Genomic DNA, 26,387 nt, shown 5'->3' on the forward strand with positions numbered 1-26,387 from the left:
CCAAAATATTTGTTCATTTATGAAAAATGTCTCTTCTATCAATCGTCAAATGAGCCGGAAACATTCATTTTTGATAGCACTCCGTTGATAAATTTGCTGGATTGCTCATCACCAAATCGTTTGGCTATTTCAATTGCTTCATTAAGAACGACATTTTTAGGAATATCATTTAAAAATTGCAGTTCAAATACAGCAATTCTTAAAATAGTTAGATCAACCTTTGCTAAACGTTCGATCTTCCAATTTTCTAAGTGCTGACGAATCAGCTCATCGATATCCTCTTTATTTTCTTCCACACCATGCACAAGCTGTTTTAAATAAGGGTGTATTTCCTGACCTTCTAATATATTTGTAATCGCTTCATCTGGCATGACCTCATTAAAATCAATTTGAAATAAAGCTTGTAAAGCTTTTTCGCGTGCTGTTCGTCTCTTCATCCTTCTTTTTACTCCTTTTATTCCATGATTATTTCACAACTACTTTCGTAAGGTGCTGACTGTAATCCTATTTTTTGTTCGTAGCAACCTTAGCAGGGGGAGCAGTGCTTCAAAAATGAACGCTTGTAAGTTAGAGAAATCCAACTTCTTGGATGAACTTAGCTTCGAAGCGAACGCTATGTCCAATAAGTTGGCCAGTTTAGCCTTTGTTCACTTGATGAAAAGCGCAAATCTGCACCACATAAATCATACCATATGATACGTTATTCCCCTTCGTGAACTTATCGACTTTACGTTCTGATTGAAGTGGGAGCTTCTTGGGAACTAGATACTTTTGTTAGCTATCTATATTTACCAAGCTATAAGGGCAGTCCCCGCCCCTAGAGAAAATACAATCGAAAATTCATCTCCCAACTTTCATTGGGCTAAGCCCTTCCCCATTTAGAAGTGGGAGAATTCTTTTCGGAAGCCCAGTTAAAACAGCTTTATTTTATAAAATATTGAACAAGAGGCAACTCGCAATAGGAAAAGCCAAAGGTGTTCTGCCCTTTGGCCTGTTGGAGGTTTTCATCCTAACATCTAACAGGCGGCAACTCCTACTTAGCGTTTTACTGCATGTAAGAGACTCGCTTGTTAGTTTCCGAATTGCTCGGGTTCATCGATGTGAGCCGCTCGTGTGCATCGTTTTAATTATGCTTTTTACTAGTAAGCTTTCCCTATTGTAAGGAGCTCACGCTATTCTGAATCATGAGCAGGCTCAGATTTAGCATGTTCAAACTGGACACCGACGATATGAATATTGACCTCTTCTACTTCCAATGCGGTCATATTCAACAATGCTTGCCTAATGTTGTCTTGCATTTTTTTCGCTACATGTGGAATGGAGACGCCAAAAATCATTAAACAGTAAATATCGAGAATAATTCCTCCTTCTGTTAAGTCAACTTTTACGCCTTTTCCATGATTCTTTTTGCCAAGACGTTCGACAACGCCAGTAGCAAAATTCCCTCGCATTTGTGCAACGCCTTCGACTTCAGAAGCTGCAATGCCTGCAATTACCTCGATAACTTCTGGAGCAATTTCTATCTTACCTAAGCTATTTTTTCCTTGCTCCATTTTTAACATTTGATTCATTTCTGCCATCACATACACCTCCGTAAGTATCGGATTTACTTCATTACATCATTTTCTTCAAGGAATTTTGTATTAAAATTCCCATTTCTAAACGATTCATGTTGAATCAACTTTAAATGAAACGGAATGGTCGTATGAACGCCTTCAATCACAAATTCACTCAATGCTCTATGCATTTTTGCGATTGCTTCTTCACGCGTCTTGCCATGGGAGATAACTTTTGCAATCATCGAGTCATAAAATGGTGGTATCTTGTAGCCAGGATAAGCTGCTGAATCAATACGGATTCCCAGTCCGCCTGGTGCTAGATACATCTTAATTTCCCCAGGAGATGGCATAAAGTTTTTCACAGGATTTTCTGCATTAATACGGCATTCAATGGACCAGCCTTCAAATTTAATGTCTTCCTGTTTTAATGATAATGGCTCACCAGAAGCCACCTTAATTTGCTCCTTAATTAAATCAATGCCAGTAACCATCTCTGTTACAGGATGCTCGACTTGAATTCTCGTATTCATTTCCATAAAATAAAATGCCCGTTGGTGAACATCATAAATAAACTCAATCGTACCTGCCCCTGTATATTGAACTGCCTTTGCAGCTTGAACCGCTGCAGCTCCCATTTTCTCTCGAGTCTCAGAATCAATAGCAGGAGAAGGGGTTTCTTCTAATAGCTTTTGCAATCGACGTTGAATCGAACAATCTCGCTCCCCTAAGTGAATAACATTTCCATCCTGATCAGCAAGCACTTGGATTTCAACATGTCGAAAATCTTCAATGTATTTTTCTAAATAAACGCCAGGATTACCAAAAGCAGTGGCTGCTTCCTGTTGGGTAATTTTAATCCCTTTTATTAGCTCTTCTTCAGATCTTGCAACCCGAATGCCTTTACCGCCGCCCCCAGCAGTCGCTTTAATAATAACTGGATAGCCGATTTCATTCGCTACCTCGATAGCGTCCTCATGGCTTTTCACAATTCCCTGTGATCCAGGTACGATAGGGACGCCAGCTTCTTTCATTGTTTCTCTAGCAACATCCTTTGTCCCCATTTTTGCAATTGCTTCTGCACTAGGACCGATAAAAGTAATATTGCATTCTTTACAAAGATCAGCAAACGCTGCATTTTCAGCTAAAAAGCCATACCCTGGATGGATTGCGTCACAGTCAGTCAGTTTTGCAACACTAATAATATTTGTGACATTTAAATAGCTATCTTTTGAAGCGGTCGGCCCAACACAATATGCTTCATCTGCAAGTTGGACATGAAGGGCATCCTTGTCCGCTTCAGAGTAAATTGCAACCGTTTCAATTCCCATTTCTTTTGCGGCTCGAATCACTCGGACTGCAATTTCCCCCCGGTTGGCAATTAATATTTTTTCAATCATGGATATTCACTCCTTAATTAGGCTTCACCAAGAACAATGGTTGTCCATATTCTACTAGTTCACCATCTTTTACGAGAATTTCCACGATTTCTCCTTCGGTATCTGCCTCAATTTCGTTAAATAATTTCATCGCTTCGACAATACAAACGATGGTCTCATTAGATACTTTTGAACCAACAGCCACATAGGGTGAACTTTCCGGCGAAGGAGATTGATAAAAAGTACCAACCATCGGAGAAACGATTTTATGTAAAGTTGCTTCTTCTGCAGCAACTGGCTGAACTGCTTTTTCTGGAGCAGCAGGTCCTTCCTTTACTTCTGCCTGCTTTGTTTCTTGCACGACAGGAATCGTCTTCACGACATCTGTTTCCAGCAGCGTTTGTTGTACAGCAGTTGTTTCTTTATTTTTTTTCAATTTAATTTTAGCATTTTCAAATTCATAGCAAAACTCATCGATGCTCGATTGGTCAACAAGCTTTATTAATTCACGAATCTCTTGGATTTTAAACATCGTGTGACACTCCTTCATTTTCTCCAATTTTCCATCCGCTTACGTAAAAAGAAGCGTTGCACTCCTGCTCCTGATCACCTTAAGCCTTTCAAATTTATATCCAAAAACGCGGACAATGGATGAAACAGATGCTCTCCTGCTTTTCACCATTACACCTATCCCTATCATACGATAAAAATTAGCGTAAATTCAATGATCGGTATGAAACATTTTGAAAAAAACAAAGTAAATTTTTTATTTCTCTTTTTAAAAGAAAACGAGTTATGAATTACTTTTTATCTTTCTTATCTAATGGAGTGAGTTCCAATTCTTTGATGTCACCTATTTTTTAAAAGAAACAAAGCACTGCATCTACGTTATCCTCGAAAGATAATTATCTTTATATAAGATTAGAACTGCGAAAAATCTCACTCTCCCTACCTCTCATCTTTAAAATCGTTATGTAGGATAAAAAAAACAACTCTCTATTAACGTATAATAGATAGTTGTCATTTAACACCATCTTCAAAGTCGAATAGGTAAGAGTATATAGTTTGGGCATCATCTCACTGTTTAGCTGCTGCTTGAAACTCTACAGTCCCAACTTGCATATCGCCAATTTCATCTTGAACAAGGCGAATGATATCGTTAGCGGCTGCTTTATCATGCTCCTTTTCAACCGTTTTTACGGAAATTCTTACCTTAGATCCATCTGCTCTAACCAATGCATCTTCATAGCCTAATGCAATGATCATTTTTTCAAGAAGACGTTCTTTCATTGCTGTTTCTTGTAAGTTTTGAATTTTATCATACACATCCATTTTTTCCTTGGTCGACAGCTCAGACGAAGCTACTTGGTCAGTTAAATCTGACTTCATCTTGCTTCGTTCATCATTTATCTCTAGACGCATTGCTTCAAACGCATCATCTCCAACATGTTCGGTAATTACTTCATCATTCTCCCCTTCAACAGCAGCATCCTCTTCTAATTGCTTGTCTTCTTTTTGATCCATTGCTACGTCAGCCGTTTCATCGGGATCTTGCATCACATAATAAACGGATAAAACGACGATAAGGCTGAGCATCGTTAATAGCCAAACTGTTTGTTTTTTTAGCAACATTATAGTGATCCTCCTTTTACTTTTTTGGTACTACTGAAACTTTATGACTTGGAACATCCAATACTCTCGTCACTGCTTCGATAATCCACTTCTTTACTTGTATATCTTCCGCTCCTTTTGCCACAATAAGTACACCTTTGATGTCTGGCTTTCGTGTTTCTGAAATAATTGGAATCTCCTTATCTCCATCTCTTACAATAACAAGCTGATCATCTTTTGATTGATCTTCTACTGTCCGTTTCCCTCCTTGTTTGTCGGTTTCGCTTGTAATTTGGTTTTTTAAAACTGCATTGCTTTCATACACCTTCCGCTCTGTTGCTTCAACATTCACTAGAACAGTAACCTCACCAACACCTGTAATATCCTCAAGGGCAGTTTTTAATTGATTTTCAAATTTTTCTTCGTAATCCTGAATCGTCCATTTCTTATCTGTCTTTTCTCGAAAAGTTTCTATTTCTTCTTGTTCAACAATTTGTTTTGAAACAATGGCTGTATCTTCTTCTTTTTGATCCTTAAGGAGAAAGTCGTTAAGGAGCATGAACATGATGCCTACTAGCAATAAAATCAAAAAATATCTTACTTTTTGATTTTTTTTATTATTAGGCATCAGCTTCGTTTTCAGCTGGTGAAGCCAATTTCGTTTGTCCGCCATTGTACTTCATCATCCTCCCTCGATCAGAACATCAATAATCTGTTCTGATACTTCCCATTGATCTGCTAGTACTTGTGCAACTTGTTTTTCTTCCGCTAGTGATTGACGATTTTTTTCAAGAGAAGGACTGATGTTGACTAATGCTACCGGAGCGATCAAGCCATCTTCTTCCACCTCACGAAGATAGACAGTGATTGCTGCAATCTGATCTACAGCTACTAAATCACCCTCTATCTCAATATCTATTTCATCGATTTTCAAATTAAATTGTGCAATCAACTCCTCCTCTACTAGTTCATTCATTTGGACACTCAGTTGTTCTAATGTATATGCACGTAATGAAGCTTGTATTTCTTTTTTCTTCATTTCAAATGTTTTTTCTACTTCAGCATTTTGGGAGCTTCTCTCACTTTGGTAGATATCTGACAATATCTTCTCTACATCGCTCGTAAAAAAAGTGTACAGAGGGGAGAGAATAAGTGATATTAATAGTAGACTCATAATAACCTTCGTATATTTTTTCGTTGTTCCGCTAGGTAAAAGCATCTCGATAATCGTCATAAACAATAAGAAAATAATGATTTGCATGATCCATTCTGTGAAATAAGACATCACATTCTCCCCCTTCCTTTATAAAATCATCTGTTAACGCATCATCATGACGATATTCCCCGAAACAATCATAATTGTGATGCAGAGAAAAAACATAAAACAAACAATTGCTAAGGCTGCGAACACAAAAACCATACTTTTTGCTATCGTATCTAAACAAGCAATCACTGGCCCATCGCCAAGAGGTTGCAAAAGGCCTGCTGCTAGTTTATACATGAATGCCATTACTAATACTTTCATTGCTGGAAATATGGCAATCATGACTAGTATCCCCATCCCTGCAATTCCAAGTGTATTTTTTAAGAGTAAAGAAGCGCTGATGACAGTATCGGCAGCATCAGTGAACATTCTCCCTACTACTGGAACGAAATTTCCAGTTACGAATTTTGCGGTTCGAATCGTAATCCCATCAGCGACAGCTGCTGAAGCCCCTTGCACCGAAATGACAGCTAAAAACACCGTCATCAAGATCCCAAGCAAACCGATGCTCCAATTTCTTAATAAGGAAGCTAATTGACTCATTTTGTGATGCTCTGATAATGTACTGACAATACTGAGCAATGCCGCTAAAAATAAAAGCGGCAAGATCAATTTTTGAACGAATAGACCGTTGGTTGTCATTAAAAAAACAGTTACTGGATGAAAAAATGCTGCTGATGCAACGCCTCCAGAAGACGCGATCAAAGCAAGCAACAAGGGAAGCAAAGCTAAAATGAAGCTAGTCATCGTTTCAATAGCAGTTTTTGTATAAGATATTGCTAATTGAAAACTATTTAAGCAAATAATCATCAGTACCATAAAAACAATACTATATGCAATTTTACTAACCATTCCTTGTTCAAATGTATGATGAAGCGATTGCAGCAGCATGCTTAAAATCGTTAATATCACTAAAGAGACAAGAATTTTTCCATTTAAAAGCACTTCTTGAAAAGCAAATTTGAATATGCCCTTTAACCAGTTCGTAAAGGATAATTTCTGCTTTACTTGTAGAAAATCTTGAAAATGATCTTGTTGAATATCTGGCAAAAATCCTCCATATTCATCGATAACTTGGTTCCAAAAATGCCTTATATCATCTAATCCCATTTTTTCTAACTGTTGCTCTACTATTTGATCCTGTAAATGATTATCATTGGATTGTGGAGCAGCTTGTACTACTGCAGCTGTTGTAAATAAATAGATCATCATCGCGATTATGAAGGCTTTCCGATCCAACATTTTCACCTCATTGGCACTGGCTTTAGCCGTTTGGAATCATCTTTAATATCGTTTCAATCAAAACTGTTAAAATAGGAATCGCCATTGCTAAAATCACAATCTTCCCAGCAAATTCTAATTTCGCTGCTAACGCTGACTCTCCAGCGTCTTTTGTGAGATGGGAAGCAAATTCTGTGATATAAGCAATGCCAATAATTTTTAAGATTGTTTCCATATAAACCATATTCACTTTCGTATTGGACGCAATTTTGTTGATCATCTGAATAATCGCTAGAATATGATCTACTAAAAAAATGAATATCATTGTACTTACAAAGAGCACCAATAAAAACGCAAAATTCGGCTTTTGTTCTTTTAAAATCATTGCCAAAAAGGCAGCCACTAGTGAAATGCCTACTATCTGAATGATTTCAATATGATTCCACCTCCTATTGAAGCAAAAAAACAGATTTTATTTTTTGAAATAAATCACCGACGATAGATGCAACCATAAACAAGATATAGATAAATCCAAAGAGGGTGACCCATTGTGCATACTCTTTTTTTCCCATCTGGTCTAAAATGGTGTGTAAAAACGCCACAACAATTCCAATCCCAGCTATTTTAAAAATGACATCGACGTCTATTCCCATCTCGAAACCCTCCTTGAGCTACAAAAGCAAAATAACTAGTAAAAAACCTGATAGCACTCCTAAGCTTTTTAACATCTTTTCATAGCGCTGTTGTTTATCACGCGCTTCCGTTTCTTCTCTTTCTATATGTGTCAACGTTAATTGAATTTGTTTTTGCTGTGTCAAACGATCATGTTTTCCCAACGTATTTCCAAATTGTATTAAAATTTCTTGATCTGTTTTATTGAACGCAGTTAAATGCCATGTTTCTTGAAGACTTTCATCCCAAGATTTTTTTACAGTTGTGTTGCTTTTGCAAAGTTTTTTCGAAAAAGAAGTGAAGAACCATGACAATGGCTTTGGTATTTGAGCTCCGAGTTTTTGTGCTGCTTCATGAAGCGGGGTATGTCCATACATAATTTCGGCGTCTAATGCACGCAATGCCGTCCTTAATAAACGAAGCTGTCTCGGTCTTTCGCTTAAATGCTTGGACGATTCGAATCCTGCCCACGTTGTCGCAAGTATGATGAGGATGCTCCCAATCATTTTCAACATTTATGTAACACCAAGCATTCTGTTCATCATGATTCCATCTTTATTTCGAATCGTTTTAATCGTGTTTTTCCCATTTGTGCGGGATAATTCGATAAAACGATCAAAAACATGATGGTGAAGAATATCATTTAAGATCGGCCTTTTTCGAATGTCTTCGTACGAATCGCCATGGGTCGTCATTACAAGTGTGATGCCAGCATGAACAGCTTCCATAATCGCTTCACTGTCTTCTCGGCGGCCAACTTCATCAACTATTAGAACATCTGGGCTCATAGAACGAATAAGCATCATCATTCCCTCCGCCTTAGGACAAGCATCGAGTACATCTAATCTTGGGCCAAATTGAAGCTGTGGAACTCCACGTACACAACCGCAAATTTCAGACCGCTCATCTACAATTCCTACTTTTTGTGGTGGAATGTTTCTTTCTGGTACTCCAGTTGAAATTAAACGTGCGAGATCGCGCAAAAAGGTCGTTTTTCCTGTCTGTGGAGCTCCTATAATCATCGTATGCAGCCATCTCGTATCTATAAGATAAGTAATAAAAGGATTAGCAACGCCAATTTTTTCTTTGGCAATCCGAATATTAAAGGAGGAAAAGTCCCTAAGTGCCTTTACCTCGCCTTTCTCTAAAATCACCCTTCCTGCTAGTCCAACACGATGTCCGCCAGCAATCGTTATATAACCTTTTTTCAGTTCTTCTTCTAACGTATAAAACGAGTGATTAGCAAGATTGTGAATAAATTGTTCTGCATCTAGCTGAGTGACGAAGTATGGAGAGAAATAAGCTTTTCCTTTCGTGAATATTTCAAGCGGACGGTCAACTCTTAAACGAATTTCTTCTATTTCTTTCGCTAAATATTCGGGAAACTCCCTTATTTTATCAGCAATGCCACTCGGTAAATATGCCAAGACTGTCTCCATGACACTTCCCCCTTCGGACAGGTTATCCATAATTAAATGTATTCGGATGAAAGTAATTTATGCATGACTTCTCAGCTATTTCCATCCAGTCTTAAAATCCTACCTGCCATTACTTTTATAAAGTGAAACTTCCATCAGTGGGGGTTTTCCCTCATCCCCCACTGATGGTTAGTTGAACCAATCGGACATTTGACTTTCAGTTATCTCCCACCTAGACTTCTCGATTACTCTAACTATTGAGGTGGGAGTCTTACTGCCAGTTAGATGTGGGATAAAAAAAAGACTGATACGTTGACGTATCAGTCTTCAAAAGAAATATTTACTAAAATTGCTTATAAATGACGATATCTACAGGAGAACCTCTCTATTAAACAGAAGCTGAACAAGAATCAGTTTCATTTACGCTCGAGAAACATATGATCCATCGGATGTATTAATAACAAGCTTATCCCCTTCATTTACAAAAAATGGAACTTGTAGATTTAAGCCGGTTTCAACTGTAGCAGGCTTAGAGCCTCCTGAAGCAGTGTCACCTTTAATGCCTGGTTCTGTAGCTGTTACTTCTAAAACTACTGTATTTGGAAGCTCGATGCCAATCGTTTCTCCCTGATACATGATAATATGCACTTCCATGTTTTCTTTCAAAAACTTTAATTCATATTCAATCTGTTCAGCACTTAATTCTATTTGCTCATAGTTCTCATTATCCATAAACACATGTTGATCACCATTTGCATACAAATATTGCATTTTACGATTGTCAATTTGAGCTTTTCCAACTTTTTCTCCAGCACGGAACGTCTTTTCTTGAATGGCGCCATTACGAAGGTTGCGCAGTTTCGAACGTACAAATGCTGCGCCTTTCCCCGGCTTTACATGTTGGAATTCCATTACTCGCCAAATCCCGCCATCCATTTCAATTGTTAAACCAGTACGAAAATCATTTACAGAAATCATTGTGTTTCCTCCTATTGCAGCTGTCTATACTTAAGATTTGTCTAAGCATTGCTTATCATTTTGATTCTACATTCGAATTAAATTTCACTAGCATAATCCCACAAAGAGACTGCTTGAAGTTCGAATTCAGATAACGGTTTTAATCAACCTGTCGTTCATTTTTGCCTCGACCCTTTGCAAGTTCAATATGATGCCAGCTTCTGCGTTTTTCTGAACACAAAGACTCACAGAATAATGAGATCTTTAGTAGAGTGGGTAAGCAGCTCATTTCCATCTTGAGTGATGATCATATCATCCTCAATTCTCACTCCGCCTAAACCTTGAATATAGATGCCCGGTTCTACCGTTACAGCCATTCCAGGCTGCAATATTGTTTCCGATCTATATGATAGGCTGGGAGCTTCATGTACTTCCAAACCAATACCATGACCTAAGGAATGGCCAAAGTAATCACCATATCCCTTTTCAGCAATATAGTTGCGTGAAATGGCATCCGCTTCCTTCCCTGTCATGCCTGGCTTGATTTCAGCTACTCCTTTTAACTGTGCTTCCAGCACAACGTTATAAATCTCTTTTAGTTTTGGCGCCGGCTCCCCGACTGCTACAGTTCTCGTTATATCAGAGATATAGCCATTATAAAGCGCTCCGTAATCCATTGTAACCATATCGCCTTTTTCAATAACCTTCTCACTCGCTACTCCGTGTGGAAGCGCCGATCTTTCCCCAGACGCAACAATGATGTCAAAGGATGAAGAAGAAGCTCCAGCTTTCCTCATAAAGAATTCAAGCTCATTAGATACTTCCAGTTCTGTTAAACCAGGTTTGATAAAGTCTAATATATGTTTGAAAGCCGCATCAGCTATATCTGCTGCCACCTTTAATATTTTAATCTCCGCTTGGCTCTTAATCAAGCGTAATTCTTCGACTATATTAGAAACGGGAATAAGCTCAGCTTGCATTACTTCTTCATATGCTTTAAAAGTCGCAAAAGCCATATAGTCCTGCTCAAAGCCAAGTTTTTTAATACCTAGTCTTTGCGCTTGCTTTGCAGCTTCTTTATGGATAGGAAGTGTATGCTGAACGATCTCAAAGCCCTCCGCTTGCTTCGATGCTTGATCTGTATAACGAAAATCTGTTATAAACAAAGCATTTTCTTCTGTAATAAGTGCAATACCTGCTGATCCTGTAAAATTCGTTATGTACCGGCGATTGTAAGGACTCGCTACGAGCAAACCATCAATTCCGTGCTTTTGAAATGTATTGCGTAATGCGTCTAATTTACTCATGTATTTGTTCCCCCTTTATCCTTTCTAGTAATGCGTGAAGTGCCATATGATACCCATAAAATCCGAAACCAGAAATTTGACCAATGGAGACTGGCGCCGTAACCGATTCGCGGCGAAATGATTCTCGAGCATGCACATTAGAAAGATGGATCTCCACTACTGGTATATCAATTCCTGCAATCGCATCTCGAATCGCATAGCTGTAATGGGTAAACGCACCTGGATTCAAGATGACGCCTTCATACTTCTTTTCATTAGCCTCATGAAGCCTATCAATAATATCTCCTTCATGATTCGATTGATAAGAAGAAATCACTATTCCTAATTCCTTTGCACATTTTTCCAGCCCTTGTATTAAGTCTTGTAAACTGGCTTGCCCATACACATGCGGTTCCCTTTTTCCGAGCAGGTTTAAGTTCGGGCCATTTAAAACATATATTTTCTTCATCTTGTTCGCACCTATCTACATGAAATAATAAGACTCTTCTTTCCATCGACTAACTTCATATTAACTTATTCAAAAAAAGACGATTATGAGGTATAACTTAGTGAACTTTTTGAACAATCTCTATAAGTAGCCGCTATAGATGTTTTCCTAACTTCACGAGCGGGGATGTGCATGGAGCTGCTGCAAATTCCGCTGTAATGATGCCTCTTTATTATAGAGCATCAACTACTTTTAGTGAAGGTTTTTTGACATGGATATCATGATGCATTTATTATCGAATAAATATAGAAAGCTAAAATTTAAAATGTAGATGGTATTTGCTTCCATGGTGCATGATGTTATATTTTCTCTATCTTCTTTTATGGAATTGTATCATTGTTTTTTATAAAATCTTGCAGTCCTAGACGGTTAGGAAGATGCAGCAGCGTAATCATTCATTTTTAACTTCACGATATTGAACCTGCTGCGCTTCGTATGAGATAGAGGTGCCAATAAAAACCCCATATAGCACATATAAACAAACAATCGTGCTAAGTGTATCAAAAGATGAACGAGATACAGGCTGGAACTTAGGATCTATTGCGCTTAATATAAAAATAGCAATAATGCTTAAAGCGAAGCCAAACAAGAGGCTTGCCCAAATAGACATTCTTTTGCGAAGCACGGCATAATACACAAGCGATACCAGAATAGAAATGCCTCCATAGATCACGATAGAACCGAAAACTCCCAGCCAGCTATTATGCCACTTTCCTGCAAAGGGAGTCAGAATAATAGCAGGAGATATGGAAATAAAATGAAAGTAATAGCTAATAAAGGCTACTGCACTCCAAAATATCCCTCCTATTGCACCAATTGCAATCGTGAAAAAGAAAAGATATCTGTTAGTTGACTGCTGTTGTTCGTCTTTTTCAGTTGACATTATCTTCGCCCCTTAAGCATTTTTTCAGATACCATATAAACATTATTTCCAATTAGTATATCCGACAATACAATCTTTAACAGCTTCATCACTTACGTCTATGCACGTAAGGCTTTTTCTAGTAAAATGAAAGGAGAAAGCTAATGATCAGAAAAAAATTGCTCCCGTGATTGAAAAATTTCATGTAACATTTTCAGATCGTGTCAGGCTAATAATATAGTAGGTTGGTGAAAGGATGAAAACGAACGAAAAACCAGTATATGGTGGTCAAGCGGTAGTTGAAGGTGTTATGTTTGGCGGAAGAACGCAAACTGTTACAGCTATTCGCCGCAAAGATCAATCCATTGAGTATTATCATTTGCCCAGGAAACAGCGGCCATTTTTACAAAAACTGAAAAAAATCCCTTTTTTACGAGGAATTGTTGCCATCATTGAAGCAAGTGCAAATGGTTCACAACACTTAAATTTCTCAACAGAGCGCTATGATCTTGATCCAAAAGATGACGAGAAATTAGAGCACGAACCAGTTTCAAAGCTGACATTAATTTTCGGAGTCGCTGTTCTAGGAGTACTTTCATTTTTATTTAGCAAATTCATCTTTACACTCATACCAGTGTTTTTAGCAGCAGCACTAAAATCATGGTTTCCTGGCGACTTTTCTCAAATTATGCTTGAAGGCTTGTTTAAATTGATCTTGTTATTAAGTTACATCTATTTTATCTCATTGACCCCGATTATTAAGCGGGTGTTTCAATATCATGGAGCCGAACACAAGGTGATTAATGCCTACGAAAATAATCTCGAATTAACAGTGGAAAATGTACAGGCACAATCTCGCCTTCATTATCGATGTGGGAGCAGCTTTATTTTATTTACTGTTATCGTCGGCGTTTTTATCTATCTACTAGTTCCTACCGATCCATTATGGGTTCGAGTCCTGAACAGGCTTGCCTTAATTCCTGTCGTACTTGGAATTTCCTTTGAAGTATTACAGCTTACGAATAAACTCCGTGAGATCCCAATTCTTAAATTTTTAGGTTATCCAGGGCTTTGGCTTCAGCTAATTACAACAAAAGAACCGAGAAATGATCAAGTAGAGGTCGCAATCGCTTCTTTTCATGAATTAATAAGATTAGAGAATGAGCAGCAAAAGAATAGTGAAAACGCCTGTTCCTAAAAAGGCTTGTGAAGATTGCTATGGCATTTAAGTATTTTTTACTCACTATATTGCAGCTGCTTTCAATTATATGAATAAAGTGAACCTTCCATATGAAGGGATTTCACCTCTCTAGATAAGAGCAGAACAATGACGAAGATTAAGATTGCAACTTCCTCCCAAAAGGAAACCGCTTTTTCTTCGTCGATATATTGCTGCTGAATCCCCACCTTAACTTCTTCTACTTCTTGAGGTGGAAAACGTATAGCTAGTTAAATGTACGATAAAGTGAAACTTCCATGAGTGGGGGTTTTCTCTCATCCCCCACTCATGGTTAGTTGAACCAATCGGACATTTACTGGCAGTTATCCCCCACCTAGACTTCTTCGATCCCTCTTACTCTTGAGGTGGGGGTCTTACTGCCAGTTAGATGTGGGATAAATGAGGGGAGTTAAATCCCTGCTGATTATTATTGTCTGTTGCTTCGTTTATTTTTTGGTGAAAGGGTTTAAAGACAGAGAAATATGCTCATGATGCTCATAAGGAGGTGGCTTTCATGAAAGCACGAAATTGGGTAGTCGGCGCTATTGTTCTTTTTGCAGTTATAGGCATCGTTGCTCGGTTGCTCACAAATCCTATGGGGTTGTTGATGCAAATTTTGTTTGTCCTCTTATTTATAGCTGGGATCTTTTTTCTCTTCCGATTTTTTACAAGAAAGTCAAACCATCATAGTAATCAGAATGCCTTTGCAAAAGCTGCTCGTCAATCAAAAAAACGGTTCAAAAAGAAAAAAAATGCAAAATCGTCAACTGCTATATCTGCAAGAAAGAAGACATTTCGTAAAAAATCAAACGCTCACCTTACCGTAATCGAGGGAAAAAAAGGAAAAAAAGACAAGAAAAAAAATCGTGCTATTTTTTAAGTTTGACTAAAAAGACAATTCACCACTCTGATCACCCTCGTGTACCAATGAAAGATCAGAGTGGCAAGACTTTTTTATACATACTAAAATGTCCATGTTTGTAAAAATTCTAAAGTTTTTTTCCGTCCTAGGGCGATAAGCTCTTCTTTTTTCTTTTCCGTCAAATCAAATTCTATTGACTCAAAGCCAGTTGTTGGAATAAAAATGATATTTTTTTCTTGCTTGCGTGAAATATAACGAGAATCGTGCGCATCTCTCATCGTACTAAATAATGCTTCAAATAGTTGGATGCCATTTTGAATCTTTGTTTTAGGCCGTTCGCCAAAATAATGGCTTAATTTCACACCAACTACTGGCCGCTGCAATTTTGTTTTGCCTTGATCAAAAAGCCACATTGGAAAATTGCTTAAAACACCGCCATCTACTATTACGCTAACTCCATCTACAGAACGTAATTTAACAGGTTCAAAAAAATAAGGAATTCCGCAGCTCATTCTGATCGCCCTTGCAACTGGAAAAGTCTCTTTCGGAATCCCGTATCGTTCTAAATCATCAGGCAGCACCAGCATTCTCCCATTGGTTAAATCAGATGCAACAACTTGTAGAGACTTTTCCGGCAAGTCTAAAAATGTAAATATGCCTTTGCTTGCTAATTTTTTCTCCAGCCATTCCTCCAGCTGCAATCCACGATATATTCCAAGACGCCAATAGAGCAATAGCCATTTTGCCAATGGCAGTGGAAGCAATGTTTTTCTAGTATCCATAAAATCCCTCAAATTTGTTTCTTCCATCATTTTTTGCATTTCACTTCCAGTAAAGCCTGCTGCAGAAAAACCAGCAATAATTGCACCTGCACTTGTACCAGCAACCCGCTGGAAAGAAAAGCCCTTTTCTTCCATGACTTGATATGCACCAATAAGTGCAAACCCTTTCACCCCTCCTCCGGAAAAAACACCATCTATTTTCATCTTCGTCAAACCTCCTTTAAAAAGACCTTGTTATACTTTAAGACGTTTGCATGATAAAGTGAAACTTCCATCAGTGGGAATTTTCTCTTATCCCTCACTGATGGTTAGTTGAACCAATCGGACATTTACTGGCAGTTATCATCAACCTAGCGCTTCTGATTCCTCTTACTCTTGAGTTGGGGTCTTACTGCCAGTTAGATGTGGGATAAATAGAACGCCGCTAATAGGAATAAACGGACATTTTTTAACAAAGATCGACAAGTAGTTAATTGGCAGCTTCATGTAATTTTTATGAAAAATAAACCTTCTAATTCCATAAAATTTCTATTTTTGCAAAAAATCTATTGACAAAAAGTAATGTTTTTCAGAAGATTGTAAGTATAGTTAATATAAAGTGAGTAGAAAAAGGGGAGAAAATGATGAAAATAATCGATTTTTTAAATGGAATTGTATGGGGCCCTCCATTATTAATTTTATTAGTGGGAACTGGTATCTTTTTAACATTTCGCCTCGCTTTTTTACAATTCAGGATGCTTCCCTACGCTCTCAAATTGGCTTTTGGCCCCAAACAGCAGGATAAAAAATCAGAAGGTGATATTTCACACTTTCAAGCACTGATGACAGCACTCTCAGCGACGATTGGCACTGGCAATATTGCCGGGGTAGCAACAGCGGTCGTGATTGGAGGACCAGGGGCTGTTCTCTGGATGTGGATGTCCGCATTATTCGGAATGATCACAAAATATGCAGAAGGTTTACTTGCTGTTAAATTTCGGGTAAAGAATGAGCGGGGAGAAATGTCCGGTGGACCGATGTATTATATTGAAAGAGGATTAGGCCTAAAATGGCTTGGCGTTCTTTTTGCCATATTTGGTTCATTAGCAGCGTTCGGCATTGGAAATATCGTCCAAGCAAATGAGCTTGCATCAGCAATGAAAGCAACATTTAGTATACCACCTCTTATTACTGGATTAATTTTAACTTTTTTAACTGGTCTAGTTGTTTTAGGCGGTATCAAAAGTATTGGTCGGATTACCTCCATTATTGTTCCATTTATGGCGGCCTTCTATGTTCTTGGTGGACTTGTCATTATTATTCTGAATTTTAAACTTGTTCCGGACGCAATTGGTTTAATCTTCTCTGATGCTTTTACAGGACAAGCTGTCGCAGGTGGAGCAATCGGTACTGTTATACGTTATGGGGTTGCACGAGGCGTCTTCTCTAATGAAGCAGGAATGGGGTCAGCTCCGATTGCTGCAGCTGCTGCCAAAACCGATTATCCTGCTCGCCAAGCATTTGTTTCGATGACAGGTGTGTTTTTAGATACGATTGTCGTTTGCGCGATTACGGGCATTACGCTCGTCATGGCAAATATGTACACTGGCGGCCTAGATGGAGCAGCATTGACTTCTGCCTCTTTTGGTCATTTCTTAGGGACATACGGTGAATGGATTGTTTCCATTGGACTTATTTTATTTGCTTACTCGACTGTACTCGGATGGTCTTACTATGGGGAGAAATGTTTCTCCTATTTATTTAAAGATTCCAAAATAACGGTTGTTCTTTATCGTGCAGTCTTTACTATTGTTGTCCTATTTGGAGCATTAAGCCAAAGCAGCAAATTCGTCTGGGGACTAGCTGATCTAATGAATGGACTAATGGCCATTCCAAACTTAATTGCACTTCTCGGATTATCGGGAATCGTGATTGCAGAAACGCACCACTTTCTTGAGATAAAACGGAAAGAAGATCAATTGCGCAAAACAACAACTAGTGGCAGTATTTCAAAATAAAAAAGAAAACGGCTCTGCAGACCGTTTCTCTCATGATTTTCACTTTATCCCCCCACTGGCAGTAAGCTCCTCCAACCTCAAGAGTTAGAGGAATCAAAGAAGGGTTAGGTGGGGGATAACTTGAATGTCAAATCCGATAGGACGTTTCGAATCCTTAGCTCTTCAGTCGAGGGATGTGAACCCTCCTGCTCTTATCTTCGAAAGTTCCAATCATCTGTTTCATACCTCGTTATCGCCAGCTGATGAACATCATTTAGTTCCTCTTTTGTCAGCGCCGATGGTTCCAGTTTTATGTTCAAGCCTTCCTCAAACCCTTTTTTAAAGGCGATTTTTGCTTCTTCATAATCAACTTTTTTAGTCGTTAATGTATTAATGGCAACGGCTTTCTTTTTAAAGGCCTTTTGCATTCTTTCTTTAACACGTTGATTTGAAAAACGAAATAAACTAAATAATTTCTCCTCATCTAAATCCAACAAAATAGCGCCGTGCTGCAAAATAACACCTTTTTGCCTTGTTTGTGCACTGCCAGCTATTTTCCTTCCTTCAACAACAAGTTCATACCAACTAGGTGAATCAAAACAAACCGATGACCGAGGGGCTTTTAAACGTGCTAATTCCATCTCTGTTGATGGAACAGCAAAATTTGCTTGTAGTCCAAGCTCATGAAAACCTTTTAAAATTCCTTCTGATATAACACGGTAAGCTTCTGTTACTGTTTTCGGCATCCGTGGATGTTCTTCCGTCACAATCACACTATATGTTAATTCATGTTCGTGTAAAACGGCTCTTCCACCTGTCGGGCGGCGAACAAAACCTAAGCCATGTTTGCGTACTGCATCAACATCAATCTCTTTTTGAGCTTTTTGAAAATAGCCAATGGACAAAGTGGCAGGAGACCAGCCATAAAAGCGAATGGTGGGAGGAATTTTTCCTTCGCTATGCCAATCCAATAATGCTTCGTCTAGGGCCATATTATATGCTGGCGAACAAGCGCCGGAATCAATAAATCGCCATGTTTCTTTTGTCATTTTCCCCATCCCCATTTATATCAATCTTTTCAACTTCATTCAGTTTATCAAAATCAGCCAGAAATTCAAAGAAAGGAAAACAAATATCTTTGATTCTCTGCGTTTAGATGAATATAATAGAAAGTAGCGCTGTGTCATGTAGAAAGGGGAAAAATCATTGTCATACGTTTTTTATGGAATATTAGCAGCACTGATTATCTACATCCTTTTTAACTTTTTTCGGCAAAAAAAGATTGTGAAAACACTGGATGAGACAGAGTTTCGCGAAGGATATCGAAAAGCTCAGCTTATTGATGTTCGAGAGCCGAATGAATTTGAAAGCGGACATATTTTAGGTGCTCGGAATATTCCTTTATCTCAGATGAAAATAAGACTAAAAGAGATTCGCAAGGACAAACCCGTCTATCTGTATTGCCAGGGAAGTATGAGAAGCGGCCGTGCTGCCCAGCTTCTATATCGCAATGGATATAGAGACTTATATTTGCTTAAAAATGGCTTTAAAAAATGGACAGGTAGAATTAAAAAGAAAAAATAAGGACTGCTAATCAAAATAAGAAAAATCGGATAGAAATGAACATGAAAAGACAAGAGACGGTATCCCCATCTCTTGTCTTTTCTCTCTCACTAAACGGTCTCCGTCTCTTTTTTATAGCGAAGAACTGGCTTACGTGCTGCTTTCGTTTCATCTAGACGCTTCACAATCGTTGTGTGCGGCGCCTCTTGAACTACCTCAGGGTTTTCTTCTGCTTCTTTAGCAATCGCAATCATCGTTTCAATAAAAGAATCGAGCGTTTCTTTCGATTCTGTCTCCGTCGGTTCAAACATCATACACTCTTCCACATTTAATGGGAAATAAATGGTAGGCGGATGATAGCCAAAATCGAGCAAACGTTTTGCCATATCCAGCGTCCGAACGCCCATTTTTTTCTGGCGCTTGCCGCTTAAAACAAATTCATGCTTACAATGGCGATTATATGGCAAATCAAAATATGGAGCAAGCTTTCTCATCATATAGTTGGCATTTAATACCGCATATTCTGTCGCAGCTTTTAGCCCATCAGGACCCATTGTGCGAATGTACGTATAAGCCCGAACATTAATCCCAAAATTACCATAATAAGGTTTTACGCGTCCGATTGATTGAGGACGATTATAATCAAATACATAGCCATCAGTTGTTTTCGTTAAGACTGGCTTCGGCAAGAACGGAGCTAGATCAGCTTTCACACCAACTGGTCCAGATCCAGGTCCGCCGCCGCCATGAGGCCCTGTAAATGTTTTATGAAGGTTAAGGTGAACAACATCAAAGCCCATGTCGCCAGGACGAGCTTTTGACATGACAGCATTTAGATTAGCTCCATCATAGTATACTTTTCCACCTGCATCATGGATGAGTTTTGTCATTTCGATAATATCTTCTTCAAATAGACCTAGTGTATTCGGATTCGTCAACATTAAAGCAGCTGTATCTTCTCCGACAAGCGTTTTGAAGTGCTCCAAATCAACAAGTCCATTTTCGCCAGATTTTACAGTGACTGTTTCAAGACCTGCTACGGTTGCAGAGGCTGGGTTTGTTCCATGGGCTGAATCTGGTACAATGACCTTTGTTCTTTTGTAGTCGCCATTAGCTTCGTGATATGCACGAATGAGCATAAGACCTGTCCATTCTCCATGTGCTCCAGCCGCTGGCTGCAGCGTGACCTCGTCCATTCCTGTAATTTCTTTTAAATGTTCTTGTAAATCATACATGAGCTCTAATGCTCCCTGAACGGTGCTTTCTGGTTGTAAAGGATGAACGTGAGCAAAACCTGGAAATCTTGCAACAGTCTCATTTATTTTAGGATTATATTTCATCGTACAAGAACCAAGTGGATAAAAACCAGAGTCCACTCCATGGTTATGCTTCGACAATGCAGTATAATGACGCATAATATCCAATTCCGAAACCTCTGGCAATGCTGGCTCAGCTTCACGAATATAATCACTCGGAAGTACTTCTGCGATATCCGTTTCCGGTACGTCTAACGCAGGCAAGCTATAACCAACACGTCCAGGCTTGGAAATTTCAAATATCAATTTTAAATCCTGTTTATTCATGGCTATCCCCCAATTCCTTCACGAAATCATCTATTTCTGCTTTTGTCCGCAGCTCTGTTACTGCAACAAGCATGTGGTTGGCCAAATCTGGATAATCACGACCCAAATCATAGCCGCCGATGATCCCTTTTTGTAGGAGTCTCTCATTTACTGTTTTAACAGGTTCCCGTAATTTGACAACAAACTCGTTAAAGTGGCTGCCGTTAAACACGATTTCTAGTCCATTTGCTTGCATCGCTTTTTTCGCATATTGGGCCTTTTGAATATTTTGCATCGCCATTTCCTTGATCCCTTTTTTGCCGAGAGCGGTCATTGCAACAGATGCTGCCAACGCGTTCAACGCTTGGTTTGAACAAATATTAGAAGTTGCTTTATCCCTGCGAATATGTTGTTCCCTTGCTTGGAGGGTCAAGACAAAACCTCTTTTTCCGTCTTCATCTGTTGTTTGGCCAACGAGACGGCCAGGCACTTTGCGCATCAATTTTTTTGTAACAGCAAAAAAACCACAATGTGGACCGCCGAAAGAAGTTGGTATGCCGAATGGCTGTGCGTCGCCGACAACAATATCTGCAGAAAAATGTCCCGGCGGTGTTAACAAACCGAGTGCAAGTGGATTACTAGACACTACGAACAAACTTTTGTATTTGTGAACGATTGGTTCGATTTCTTTTAATGGTTCAATTTGTCCAAAAAAGTTAGGATATTGAACTATAACTGCTGCAACGTCGTCATTGATGGCTTGCTGTAATGCTTCCAAGTCGGTTAATCCATTTTTCGTTGGTATTTCTACTACTTCAATATATTGCCCTTTAGCATAGGTTCTCAAAACATCGCGAGATTCAGGATGAATCGCCGAGGAAACTAGCACTTTTTTCCGCCGAGTTTGGCCGCAGCTGAGCATCGCTGCTTCTGCTAATGCTGTGCCGCCATCATACATAGAAGAATTAGCTACATCCATTCCAGTCAGTTCACAAATCATCGTTTGAAATTCAAAGATTGCTTGCAGCTCTCCTTGAGAAATCTCAGGTTGATATGGTGTATAAGCAGTGTAGAATTCGGATCTTGAAATAACATGATCAACAATTACTGGGATATAATGATCATACACTCCTGCTCCTAAAAACGATGGATGCGTCTTTAAATTCACATTCTTTTCAGCCATGCTTGACAGTTCTTTTACAAGCTCATGCTCAGGCTTGGCTTGTTTTATGTTGTATTCCCCTTTAAATCTAACTTGCTCGGGAATATCCTCAAATAGTTCATCAATAGAAGAAATACCAATGGCTTCAAGCATTTCTTTTTCATCTTGCTCCGTCATTGGCAAAAAACGGTGTTTGGCCATCAATGTCTCACTCCCACGCTACTTATTTTGATTTTTGATAAAATGGTGTCGGTACAATTATTGCTTTTAAACGTTTTCCACGAATCTCAACTTCCAGCTCGTTTCCGGTTTTACTTGCTTCACTTTTTATTAGTGCAAGGCCAATATTCTTTTTCAACGTTGGCGATTGCGTGCCAGAAGTGATTTCACCGACTAACTCATTGTTAGTATACACTTGGTAGCCATGACGTGGAATACCGCGATCGATCATTTCCACACCAACGAGCTTCCTTGGTATACCATGCTCTTTCTGTGCCTTTAATACTGATTTTCCAATAAAATCTGCTTCTTTATCCACTTTCACTGCAAAACCAATTCCCGCCTCTAAAGGGGTAATTTTTGAGGAAAGCTCTTGGCCATATAGAACAAGGTTCGCTTCAAACCTTAATGTATCGCGAGCACCTAACCCACAAGGCAGCAGCCCCTCCTCTTTTCCGGCTTCCATGATTGCTTCCCATAATGGCTCCGCTGCTTCCGTCTGGCAATAAATTTCAAAGCCATCTTCTCCAGTATAGCCTGTTCTTGAAACGAGTGCTTCATGACCATTGATTTGTACGTGGGGATCAAAAGCAAAAAACCTTATCTCCTGTAAATCTTTATCTGGTGTCAGCTTTTGAAGAATTTTTTCTGCAAGCGGCCCTTGAATGGCAAGCTGTGCATAGGAATCAGAAACATCTTTAATTTGTACATCTCCTTCTGCATGCTGCTTTAACCACTCAAAATCTTTTTCTGTATTTGCAGCATTTACAACAAGTAAATAGTTATCATCTGTAAATTTGTAAATAAGCAAATCATCAATTACGCCACCCTGCTCATTGCACATAGCAGTGTATTGAGCTCTGCCATCTTTCACCTTTGCAACGTCATTTGTCATCATTTTTTGTAAAAATGCTAGACTGTCCGCTCCGTTTATAATGATTTCTCCCATATGAGAGACGTCAAAGAGACCTGCCTTTGTTCGCACTGCTTCATGCTCTGCTTTTATACTTGAAAATTGAACAGGCAGATCCCAGCCTCCAAAATCAATCGTTTTCGCTCCATATTTTTTATACACATTAAATAATGGTGTGCGTTTTAAATCTGACATTGAGTTCCCTCCTTAGTGATATGGTAATATTCATTTTACTACATCTATTCCATTACATAAAAAAAAGACAGAAAAACCTACCGAAAAGATAAGTATTCTCTGTCCTGGCACCTGAAAGTTTACCACAATGGTTTTCCTCTTTGGTGGCTTCTGCAATAGACGAAGCGCTCTCCAGAGTTGCGTCCAACAAGAGTCTTTTTGCCTGAGAGATTCACAATTTGATTGCTTGCTCCTTCGGCGCCGCCATAGCGGTCTCTCCTCTTGCTGTCATTCGCCTATATTAAATTAAAAATTTGGTCATAATAGAAGTAACATGAGATGTAGAAAACAAATATGCTTGCTTATCATTCAAACAAGGACTTGATTAGAAAAGCTGCAACAAACATGACAAGAATGGATAGATAGGAAAAAATGCTATCTCAAAAATTGAAAAATAATGGCTAAGTGCACAATGCTTTCTTCTGTTTTAAATCAACATCCGCTCCAATCCTTGTATACAGTTTTTGTCCTGCTTTTGAAGACACACTGACAAGTACAAGCTTTTTGAACCGCTAGCCTTTTTACATTATTCTTTTTCAAAGCTACCTACATCCTACCATTTATTACACTTTTCAGCAATCATTTAATGTAAGCACTATTTTCAAAGTAAAGAAATCGCTTAATAGAGAGAAAATAGTAACAAAACCAGCAACTTTTCATGAAAGCGAGGGTGATAAGATGACCGTGAAAATTGATTTTGATCATGAATGGAAAGATAATTTTTTCAAAAGGTTGGAACAGGATGGACCATGGGGACATTGGGATATTTACCAATTAGCTATTGAGGCTGAGAAGCATTTAATAGTCCCAGATTTCGAAGGGCTGCAAGCGCCTGCTTATTTGCCAAATCTTGCTCCTCTTCCTCATCAATTAGAAGTAGCCAAACAAGTGATTGAAAAAATGAACGGTAAAGCCATTTTGGCTGATGAGGTTGGACTTGGGAAAACAATTGAAGCAGGGTTAATTATGAAAGAATATATGATTCGTGGGCTAGTAAAAAAAATCCTTATTCTTGTCCCTGCGTCTCTTGTCTCCCAATGGACGCACGAATTGAATACAAAATTTCATATACCAGCAGCTCCCTATAAAAAAAGTTATCGCTGGGAACAGTATGACTGTGTTGTCACGTCATTAGATTTAGCTAAAAGAAGTCCGCATTGCGAGGAAATCTATGAACAGCAATATGATATGGTGATCGTAGATGAGGCACACAAACTAAAAAATCATCAAACGAAAAACTATGCTTTTGTCCAGCAAATTAAAAAAAAGTTTTGCTTATTGTTAACAGCAACTCCGATTCAAAATCGGATCGACGAAATCTTTTATCTAGTCTCCTTATTAAAACCAGGTCATTTAGGAACGCAGTCTTCCTTTTTGGAAAAGTATAAAAAACAAAAAGCTTCCCTTCAAGAAAGCGAGCATTTGCGGCAATTAGTTAATAAGGTAATGATCCGTAACCGTAGATCTGAAACAGGTATGGAATGGAAAAAACGCCGAGTTGAAACGGTTGCCATCTCTTTTACTAAAGCAGAACAAACACTTTACGATAGCTTGAATAGCTTAAAAAATCTTGAGCAGCAAGCAGCTATTTCTATGATTACCCTTCAGCGTGAAGCTTGCAGCAGTAAAGAGGCTCTTTTCTACACGCTACAAAAAATGTATGAAAATGAGAATGCTCATTCATGTATGAAGGAAAAAATTAAAGCCATTGTTAAAAATATAGAGGCTGTCACTGTTAATTCCAAAGCCGAAAAGGCATTGGAATTAATTAAGGAAATAGATGATAAAGTAATTATTTTTACAGAATACCGTGCAACACAACTTTATTTACAATGGTTTTTGCGGCAGCATGGTATTTATGCTATTCCGTTTCGAGGCGGCTTTAAACGAGGAAAAAAAGATTGGATGCGCCAGCTATTTCAGCAGAAAGCGCAAGTACTTATCGCTACTGAGGCAGGTGGAGAAGGAATTAATCTTCAGTTTTGCCATCATATGATTAACTTTGACCTGCCGTGGAATCCAATGAGGCTGGAACAAAGAATCGGCCGGATTCATCGACTTGGGCAAGAACAAGATGTTCATATTTATAATTTTGCTATTCAGCATACCATTGAAGAGCATATCTTAAAGCTGCTGCACCAAAAAATTCAATTATTTGAACGAGTCGTTGGAGAACTTGATGCGATTTTAACGCAGTTGGATTTTGGTAAACTTGAAGACCATTTCGATGATATTTTCCATCGTTCTCAATCCGAAGGTGAAATGAAAATCAAAATGGAGAATTTATCAGCAATGATTCAGTTTGCTGAAGATGTTCAAAAAGGAGGAGGAAAACATGCAGCAGGAGCATATCCATCAATTTCTTGAGCATTATTTCACAGTAAATCATTGTGATATTTTAGAAAATACACCAAGCTACTTAGTGATCCAACTGACGCCTGCTTTGGATAAGATGTTAATGAATCGGCCTTTTTACTGGCATTACTTAGAGAAAATGGGTGGGACGCCAAATCCAATGAAAATTACTTTGATCACTGACAGTGAAAAAACACCCGATCATGTGAAAGGTGAGTACATCCATTTCGGCTCCCCAAGGCTTCATCAAATTTTTCAAACAACAAAAAAACTGTCTAGATTTATGAGATTATATGAAAATTTGATCAATCCTAAAACATTACAAACACCCTTGTACCCATGGATTTGTTTAAATATGAGAATTTCTTATCAATGCGATCGCAACAAAGACATATTCCGATCGTTGGGTTATAGCTTAACAAATGGCAGTCTAATAGAAAACTTCCATGACTGGCTATTAAGTAAATCTTTAACGCCAACCATCCCTGATCTATGTTATACGATCGCACCAATTATCAAACCTGAAAATGCGCTAAAGCGAATCGAGGATTCCCTCACAAGCAGTCTGCTAGAAACAGACCACCAGTGGGCTGTAGATGCTCGTAAAAGATGGGAGAAAGATCTTCAGCTGCTGGAGCAATTTTATGAAGATGCAGTTGAAAAACCTGAAGCATATGAAAGTGAAAAAGCAGCACTCCGCGACCAATACGAACCTGTCATTAAGTTGGAAATAATAAATGGCGGCTTATTCTATCTCGGCAGCCCTATGAAAGAAAGTGGATAACGAAAGAGGGAATGGTGGAAAT

27 protein-coding genes and 2 riboswitches are annotated in these 26,387 nt (G+C 38.6%); of the genes, 6 read left to right on the forward strand and 21 right to left on the reverse strand.

Going from position 1 to position 26,387, the window contains the following annotated elements; genetic code table 11:
* Positions 1-38 precede the first annotated feature (38 nt).
* The 16 genes from nusB to J2S08_RS04890 all read right to left on the reverse strand — a co-directional run bounded on the left by nusB (position 39) and on the right by J2S08_RS04890 (position 12,755).
* On the reverse strand, positions 39-437 hold the full coding sequence (gene nusB / locus J2S08_RS04815) for a transcription antitermination factor NusB (RefSeq protein WP_307227173.1): 399 nt from the start codon (positions 435-437) through the stop codon (positions 39-41).
* Between the two features lie 735 nt (positions 438-1,172).
* Complete coding sequence (locus J2S08_RS04820) at positions 1,173-1,580, reverse strand: Asp23/Gls24 family envelope stress response protein (protein ID WP_307227175.1); 408 nt, start codon at positions 1,578-1,580, stop codon at positions 1,173-1,175.
* A gap of 26 nt (positions 1,581-1,606) precedes the next feature.
* Positions 1,607-2,956, reverse strand: a complete 1,350-nt coding sequence (gene accC, locus J2S08_RS04825; RefSeq protein ID WP_307227177.1) for an acetyl-CoA carboxylase biotin carboxylase subunit — start codon at positions 2,954-2,956, stop codon at positions 1,607-1,609.
* Positions 2,957-2,969: 13 nt separating this feature from the next.
* Positions 2,970-3,467 (reverse strand): acetyl-CoA carboxylase biotin carboxyl carrier protein, encoded by a 498-nt coding sequence (gene accB / locus J2S08_RS04830; protein ID WP_307227179.1) that lies wholly within the window; start codon positions 3,465-3,467, stop codon positions 2,970-2,972.
* 545 nt (positions 3,468-4,012) lie between these two features.
* The gene (locus J2S08_RS04835; RefSeq protein ID WP_307227180.1) at positions 4,013-4,567 is read right to left on the reverse strand and encodes a SpoIIIAH-like family protein; all 555 of its coding nucleotides are present in this window, start codon (positions 4,565-4,567) and stop codon (positions 4,013-4,015) included.
* 16 nt (positions 4,568-4,583) lie between these two features.
* Positions 4,584-5,219, reverse strand: a complete 636-nt coding sequence (gene spoIIIAG, locus J2S08_RS04840; protein ID WP_307227182.1) for a stage III sporulation protein AG — start codon at positions 5,217-5,219, stop codon at positions 4,584-4,586.
* A 9-nt stretch (positions 5,220-5,228) separates the two neighbouring features.
* Positions 5,229-5,831, reverse strand: a complete 603-nt coding sequence (gene spoIIIAF, locus J2S08_RS04845; RefSeq protein WP_307227184.1) for a stage III sporulation protein AF — start codon at positions 5,829-5,831, stop codon at positions 5,229-5,231.
* A 33-nt stretch (positions 5,832-5,864) separates the two neighbouring features.
* Positions 5,865-7,052 (reverse strand): stage III sporulation protein AE, encoded by a 1,188-nt coding sequence (spoIIIAE, locus tag J2S08_RS04850; protein WP_370875629.1) that lies wholly within the window; start codon positions 7,050-7,052, stop codon positions 5,865-5,867.
* Between the two features lie 22 nt (positions 7,053-7,074).
* A complete protein-coding gene (gene spoIIIAD / locus J2S08_RS04855; RefSeq protein WP_307227346.1) occupies positions 7,075-7,458 on the reverse strand; it encodes a stage III sporulation protein AD in 384 nt (127 codons plus the stop codon).
* Positions 7,459-7,480: 22 nt separating this feature from the next.
* Positions 7,481-7,684, reverse strand: a complete 204-nt coding sequence (gene spoIIIAC / locus J2S08_RS04860) for a stage III sporulation protein AC (RefSeq protein WP_307227188.1) — start codon at positions 7,682-7,684, stop codon at positions 7,481-7,483.
* 18 nt (positions 7,685-7,702) lie between these two features.
* Positions 7,703-8,218: a stage III sporulation protein SpoIIIAB gene (spoIIIAB, locus tag J2S08_RS04865; RefSeq protein ID WP_307227190.1), complete on the reverse strand. Its 516-nt coding sequence runs from the start codon at positions 8,216-8,218 to the stop codon at positions 7,703-7,705.
* A complete protein-coding gene (gene spoIIIAA, locus J2S08_RS04870) occupies positions 8,219-9,142 on the reverse strand; it encodes a stage III sporulation protein AA (protein WP_307227192.1) in 924 nt (307 codons plus the stop codon). It abuts the gene before it with no gap.
* Between the two features lie 399 nt (positions 9,143-9,541).
* Positions 9,542-10,099 carry an elongation factor P gene (efp, locus tag J2S08_RS04875; RefSeq protein ID WP_307227194.1) on the reverse strand — a complete coding sequence of 186 codons (558 nt, stop codon included), beginning with the start codon at positions 10,097-10,099 and terminating at the stop codon, positions 9,542-9,544.
* Positions 10,100-10,323: 224 nt separating this feature from the next.
* Complete coding sequence (locus J2S08_RS04880; RefSeq protein ID WP_307227196.1) at positions 10,324-11,385, reverse strand: M24 family metallopeptidase; 1,062 nt, start codon at positions 11,383-11,385, stop codon at positions 10,324-10,326.
* The gene (aroQ, locus tag J2S08_RS04885) at positions 11,378-11,833 is read right to left on the reverse strand and encodes a type II 3-dehydroquinate dehydratase (RefSeq protein ID WP_307227198.1); all 456 of its coding nucleotides are present in this window, start codon (positions 11,831-11,833) and stop codon (positions 11,378-11,380) included. Before aroQ ends, J2S08_RS04880 begins: the two co-directional genes overlap by 8 nt.
* Before the next feature lie 430 nt (positions 11,834-12,263).
* Positions 12,264-12,755 (reverse strand): YqhR family membrane protein, encoded by a 492-nt coding sequence (locus J2S08_RS04890; RefSeq protein ID WP_307227200.1) that lies wholly within the window; start codon positions 12,753-12,755, stop codon positions 12,264-12,266.
* Between the two features lie 235 nt (positions 12,756-12,990).
* Between J2S08_RS04890 and J2S08_RS04895 the strand changes: the two genes are divergently transcribed.
* Together J2S08_RS04895 and J2S08_RS04900 are read left to right on the forward strand one after the other, a co-directional pair.
* Complete coding sequence (locus tag J2S08_RS04895; RefSeq protein WP_307227201.1) at positions 12,991-13,932, forward strand: DUF1385 domain-containing protein; 942 nt, start codon at positions 12,991-12,993, stop codon at positions 13,930-13,932.
* Positions 13,933-14,467: 535 nt separating this feature from the next.
* Positions 14,468-14,833 (forward strand): SA1362 family protein, encoded by a 366-nt coding sequence (locus tag J2S08_RS04900; protein ID WP_307227203.1) that lies wholly within the window; start codon positions 14,468-14,470, stop codon positions 14,831-14,833.
* An 83-nt stretch (positions 14,834-14,916) separates the two neighbouring features.
* Here J2S08_RS04900 and J2S08_RS04905 read toward each other — a convergent pair whose 3' ends face one another.
* Entirely contained in the window at positions 14,917-15,801 is an 885-nt protein-coding gene (locus J2S08_RS04905) for a patatin-like phospholipase family protein (RefSeq protein WP_307227206.1), read from the reverse strand.
* A 416-nt stretch (positions 15,802-16,217) separates the two neighbouring features.
* Here J2S08_RS04905 and J2S08_RS04910 point away from each other — a divergent pair, with 416 nt between their 5' ends.
* Positions 16,218-17,594 carry an alanine/glycine:cation symporter family protein gene (locus J2S08_RS04910; protein WP_307227208.1) on the forward strand — a complete coding sequence of 459 codons (1,377 nt, stop codon included), beginning with the start codon at positions 16,218-16,220 and terminating at the stop codon, positions 17,592-17,594.
* A gap of 191 nt (positions 17,595-17,785) precedes the next feature.
* Here J2S08_RS04910 and J2S08_RS04915 read toward each other — a convergent pair whose 3' ends face one another.
* On the reverse strand, positions 17,786-18,622 hold the full coding sequence (locus J2S08_RS04915) for a lipoate--protein ligase family protein (protein WP_307227209.1): 837 nt from the start codon (positions 18,620-18,622) through the stop codon (positions 17,786-17,788).
* A 157-nt stretch (positions 18,623-18,779) separates the two neighbouring features.
* Between J2S08_RS04915 and J2S08_RS04920 the strand changes: the two genes are divergently transcribed.
* Positions 18,780-19,157, forward strand: coding sequence for a rhodanese-like domain-containing protein (locus J2S08_RS04920; protein ID WP_307227211.1), 378 nt, complete (start codon positions 18,780-18,782; stop codon positions 19,155-19,157).
* An 89-nt stretch (positions 19,158-19,246) separates the two neighbouring features.
* Here the strand turns inward: J2S08_RS04920 and gcvPB are convergent, their stop codons facing one another.
* From gcvPB to gcvT, 3 genes are read right to left on the reverse strand one after another with little or no spacing between them, the layout of a single operon-like run.
* Positions 19,247-20,719, reverse strand: a complete 1,473-nt coding sequence (gene gcvPB, locus J2S08_RS04925; RefSeq protein ID WP_307227214.1) for an aminomethyl-transferring glycine dehydrogenase subunit GcvPB — start codon at positions 20,717-20,719, stop codon at positions 19,247-19,249.
* Positions 20,712-22,061, reverse strand: coding sequence for an aminomethyl-transferring glycine dehydrogenase subunit GcvPA (gene gcvPA / locus J2S08_RS04930; RefSeq protein ID WP_307227215.1), 1,350 nt, complete (start codon positions 22,059-22,061; stop codon positions 20,712-20,714). The genes gcvPB and gcvPA overlap by 8 nt, the downstream gene beginning before the upstream one ends.
* A gap of 22 nt (positions 22,062-22,083) precedes the next feature.
* On the reverse strand, positions 22,084-23,187 hold the full coding sequence (gene gcvT, locus J2S08_RS04935; RefSeq protein WP_307227217.1) for a glycine cleavage system aminomethyltransferase GcvT: 1,104 nt from the start codon (positions 23,185-23,187) through the stop codon (positions 22,084-22,086).
* A gap of 97 nt (positions 23,188-23,284) precedes the next feature.
* A riboswitch (glycine riboswitch) is annotated at positions 23,285-23,364 on the reverse strand.
* 3 nt (positions 23,365-23,367) lie between these two features.
* Positions 23,368-23,458, reverse strand: a riboswitch (glycine riboswitch).
* Between the two features lie 446 nt (positions 23,459-23,904).
* Between gcvT and J2S08_RS04940 the strand changes: the two genes are divergently transcribed.
* Positions 23,905-25,593: a DEAD/DEAH box helicase gene (locus J2S08_RS04940; protein ID WP_307227219.1), complete on the forward strand. Its 1,689-nt coding sequence runs from the start codon at positions 23,905-23,907 to the stop codon at positions 25,591-25,593.
* Positions 25,562-26,365 carry a YqhG family protein gene (locus J2S08_RS04945; RefSeq protein WP_307227221.1) on the forward strand — a complete coding sequence of 268 codons (804 nt, stop codon included), beginning with the start codon at positions 25,562-25,564 and terminating at the stop codon, positions 26,363-26,365. Before J2S08_RS04940 ends, J2S08_RS04945 begins: the two co-directional genes overlap by 32 nt.
* The last annotated feature ends 22 nt before the right edge of the window (positions 26,366-26,387 follow it).

The organism is Bacillus chungangensis, assembly GCF_030812995.1.
GTDB lineage: Bacteria > Bacillota > Bacilli > Bacillales > Bacillaceae_C > Bacillus_CF > Bacillus_CF chungangensis.

What these genes read in the sequence shown, in the direction of transcription:
- J2S08_RS04945 (WP_307227221.1), top strand. Translation starts at nt 25,562, where the DNA reads ATGCAGCAGGAGCATATCCATCAATTTCTTGAGCATTATTTCACAGTA.
- efp (WP_307227194.1), bottom strand. Translation starts at nt 10,099, where the DNA reads ATGATTTCTGTAAATGATTTTCGTACTGGTTTAACAATTGAAATGGAT.
- J2S08_RS04895 (WP_307227201.1), top strand. Translation starts at nt 12,991, where the DNA reads ATGAAAACGAACGAAAAACCAGTATATGGTGGTCAAGCGGTAGTTGAA.
- J2S08_RS04890 (WP_307227200.1), bottom strand. Translation starts at nt 12,755, where the DNA reads ATGTCAACTGAAAAAGACGAACAACAGCAGTCAACTAACAGATATCTT.
- spoIIIAA (WP_307227192.1), bottom strand. Translation starts at nt 9,142, where the DNA reads ATGGAGACAGTCTTGGCATATTTACCGAGTGGCATTGCTGATAAAATA.
- J2S08_RS04940 (WP_307227219.1), top strand. Translation starts at nt 23,905, where the DNA reads ATGACCGTGAAAATTGATTTTGATCATGAATGGAAAGATAATTTTTTC.
- gcvT (WP_307227217.1), bottom strand. Translation starts at nt 23,187, where the DNA reads ATGTCAGATTTAAAACGCACACCATTATTTAATGTGTATAAAAAATAT.
- spoIIIAG (WP_307227182.1), bottom strand. Translation starts at nt 5,219, where the DNA reads ATGGCGGACAAACGAAATTGGCTTCACCAGCTGAAAACGAAGCTGATG.
- J2S08_RS04820 (WP_307227175.1), bottom strand. Translation starts at nt 1,580, where the DNA reads ATGGCAGAAATGAATCAAATGTTAAAAATGGAGCAAGGAAAAAATAGC.
- spoIIIAF (WP_307227184.1), bottom strand. Translation starts at nt 5,831, where the DNA reads ATGTCTTATTTCACAGAATGGATCATGCAAATCATTATTTTCTTATTG.
- spoIIIAB (WP_307227190.1), bottom strand. Translation starts at nt 8,218, where the DNA reads ATGTTGAAAATGATTGGGAGCATCCTCATCATACTTGCGACAACGTGG.
- aroQ (WP_307227198.1), bottom strand. Translation starts at nt 11,833, where the DNA reads ATGAAGAAAATATATGTTTTAAATGGCCCGAACTTAAACCTGCTCGGA.
- gcvPA (WP_307227215.1), bottom strand. Translation starts at nt 22,061, where the DNA reads ATGGCCAAACACCGTTTTTTGCCAATGACGGAGCAAGATGAAAAAGAA.
- J2S08_RS04835 (WP_307227180.1), bottom strand. Translation starts at nt 4,567, where the DNA reads ATGTTGCTAAAAAAACAAACAGTTTGGCTATTAACGATGCTCAGCCTT.
- spoIIIAE (WP_370875629.1), bottom strand. Translation starts at nt 7,052, where the DNA reads ATGTTGGATCGGAAAGCCTTCATAATCGCGATGATGATCTATTTATTT.
- spoIIIAC (WP_307227188.1), bottom strand. Translation starts at nt 7,684, where the DNA reads ATGGGAATAGACGTCGATGTCATTTTTAAAATAGCTGGGATTGGAATT.
- accC (WP_307227177.1), bottom strand. Translation starts at nt 2,956, where the DNA reads ATGATTGAAAAAATATTAATTGCCAACCGGGGGGAAATTGCAGTCCGA.
- accB (WP_307227179.1), bottom strand. Translation starts at nt 3,467, where the DNA reads ATGTTTAAAATCCAAGAGATTCGTGAATTAATAAAGCTTGTTGACCAA.
- J2S08_RS04915 (WP_307227209.1), bottom strand. Translation starts at nt 18,622, where the DNA reads ATGACAAAAGAAACATGGCGATTTATTGATTCCGGCGCTTGTTCGCCA.
- J2S08_RS04900 (WP_307227203.1), top strand. Translation starts at nt 14,468, where the DNA reads ATGAAAGCACGAAATTGGGTAGTCGGCGCTATTGTTCTTTTTGCAGTT.
- J2S08_RS04880 (WP_307227196.1), bottom strand. Translation starts at nt 11,385, where the DNA reads ATGAGTAAATTAGACGCATTACGCAATACATTTCAAAAGCACGGAATT.
- nusB (WP_307227173.1), bottom strand. Translation starts at nt 437, where the DNA reads ATGAAGAGACGAACAGCACGCGAAAAAGCTTTACAAGCTTTATTTCAA.
- gcvPB (WP_307227214.1), bottom strand. Translation starts at nt 20,719, where the DNA reads ATGAATAAACAGGATTTAAAATTGATATTTGAAATTTCCAAGCCTGGA.
- J2S08_RS04910 (WP_307227208.1), top strand. Translation starts at nt 16,218, where the DNA reads ATGATGAAAATAATCGATTTTTTAAATGGAATTGTATGGGGCCCTCCA.
- J2S08_RS04905 (WP_307227206.1), bottom strand. Translation starts at nt 15,801, where the DNA reads ATGAAAATAGATGGTGTTTTTTCCGGAGGAGGGGTGAAAGGGTTTGCA.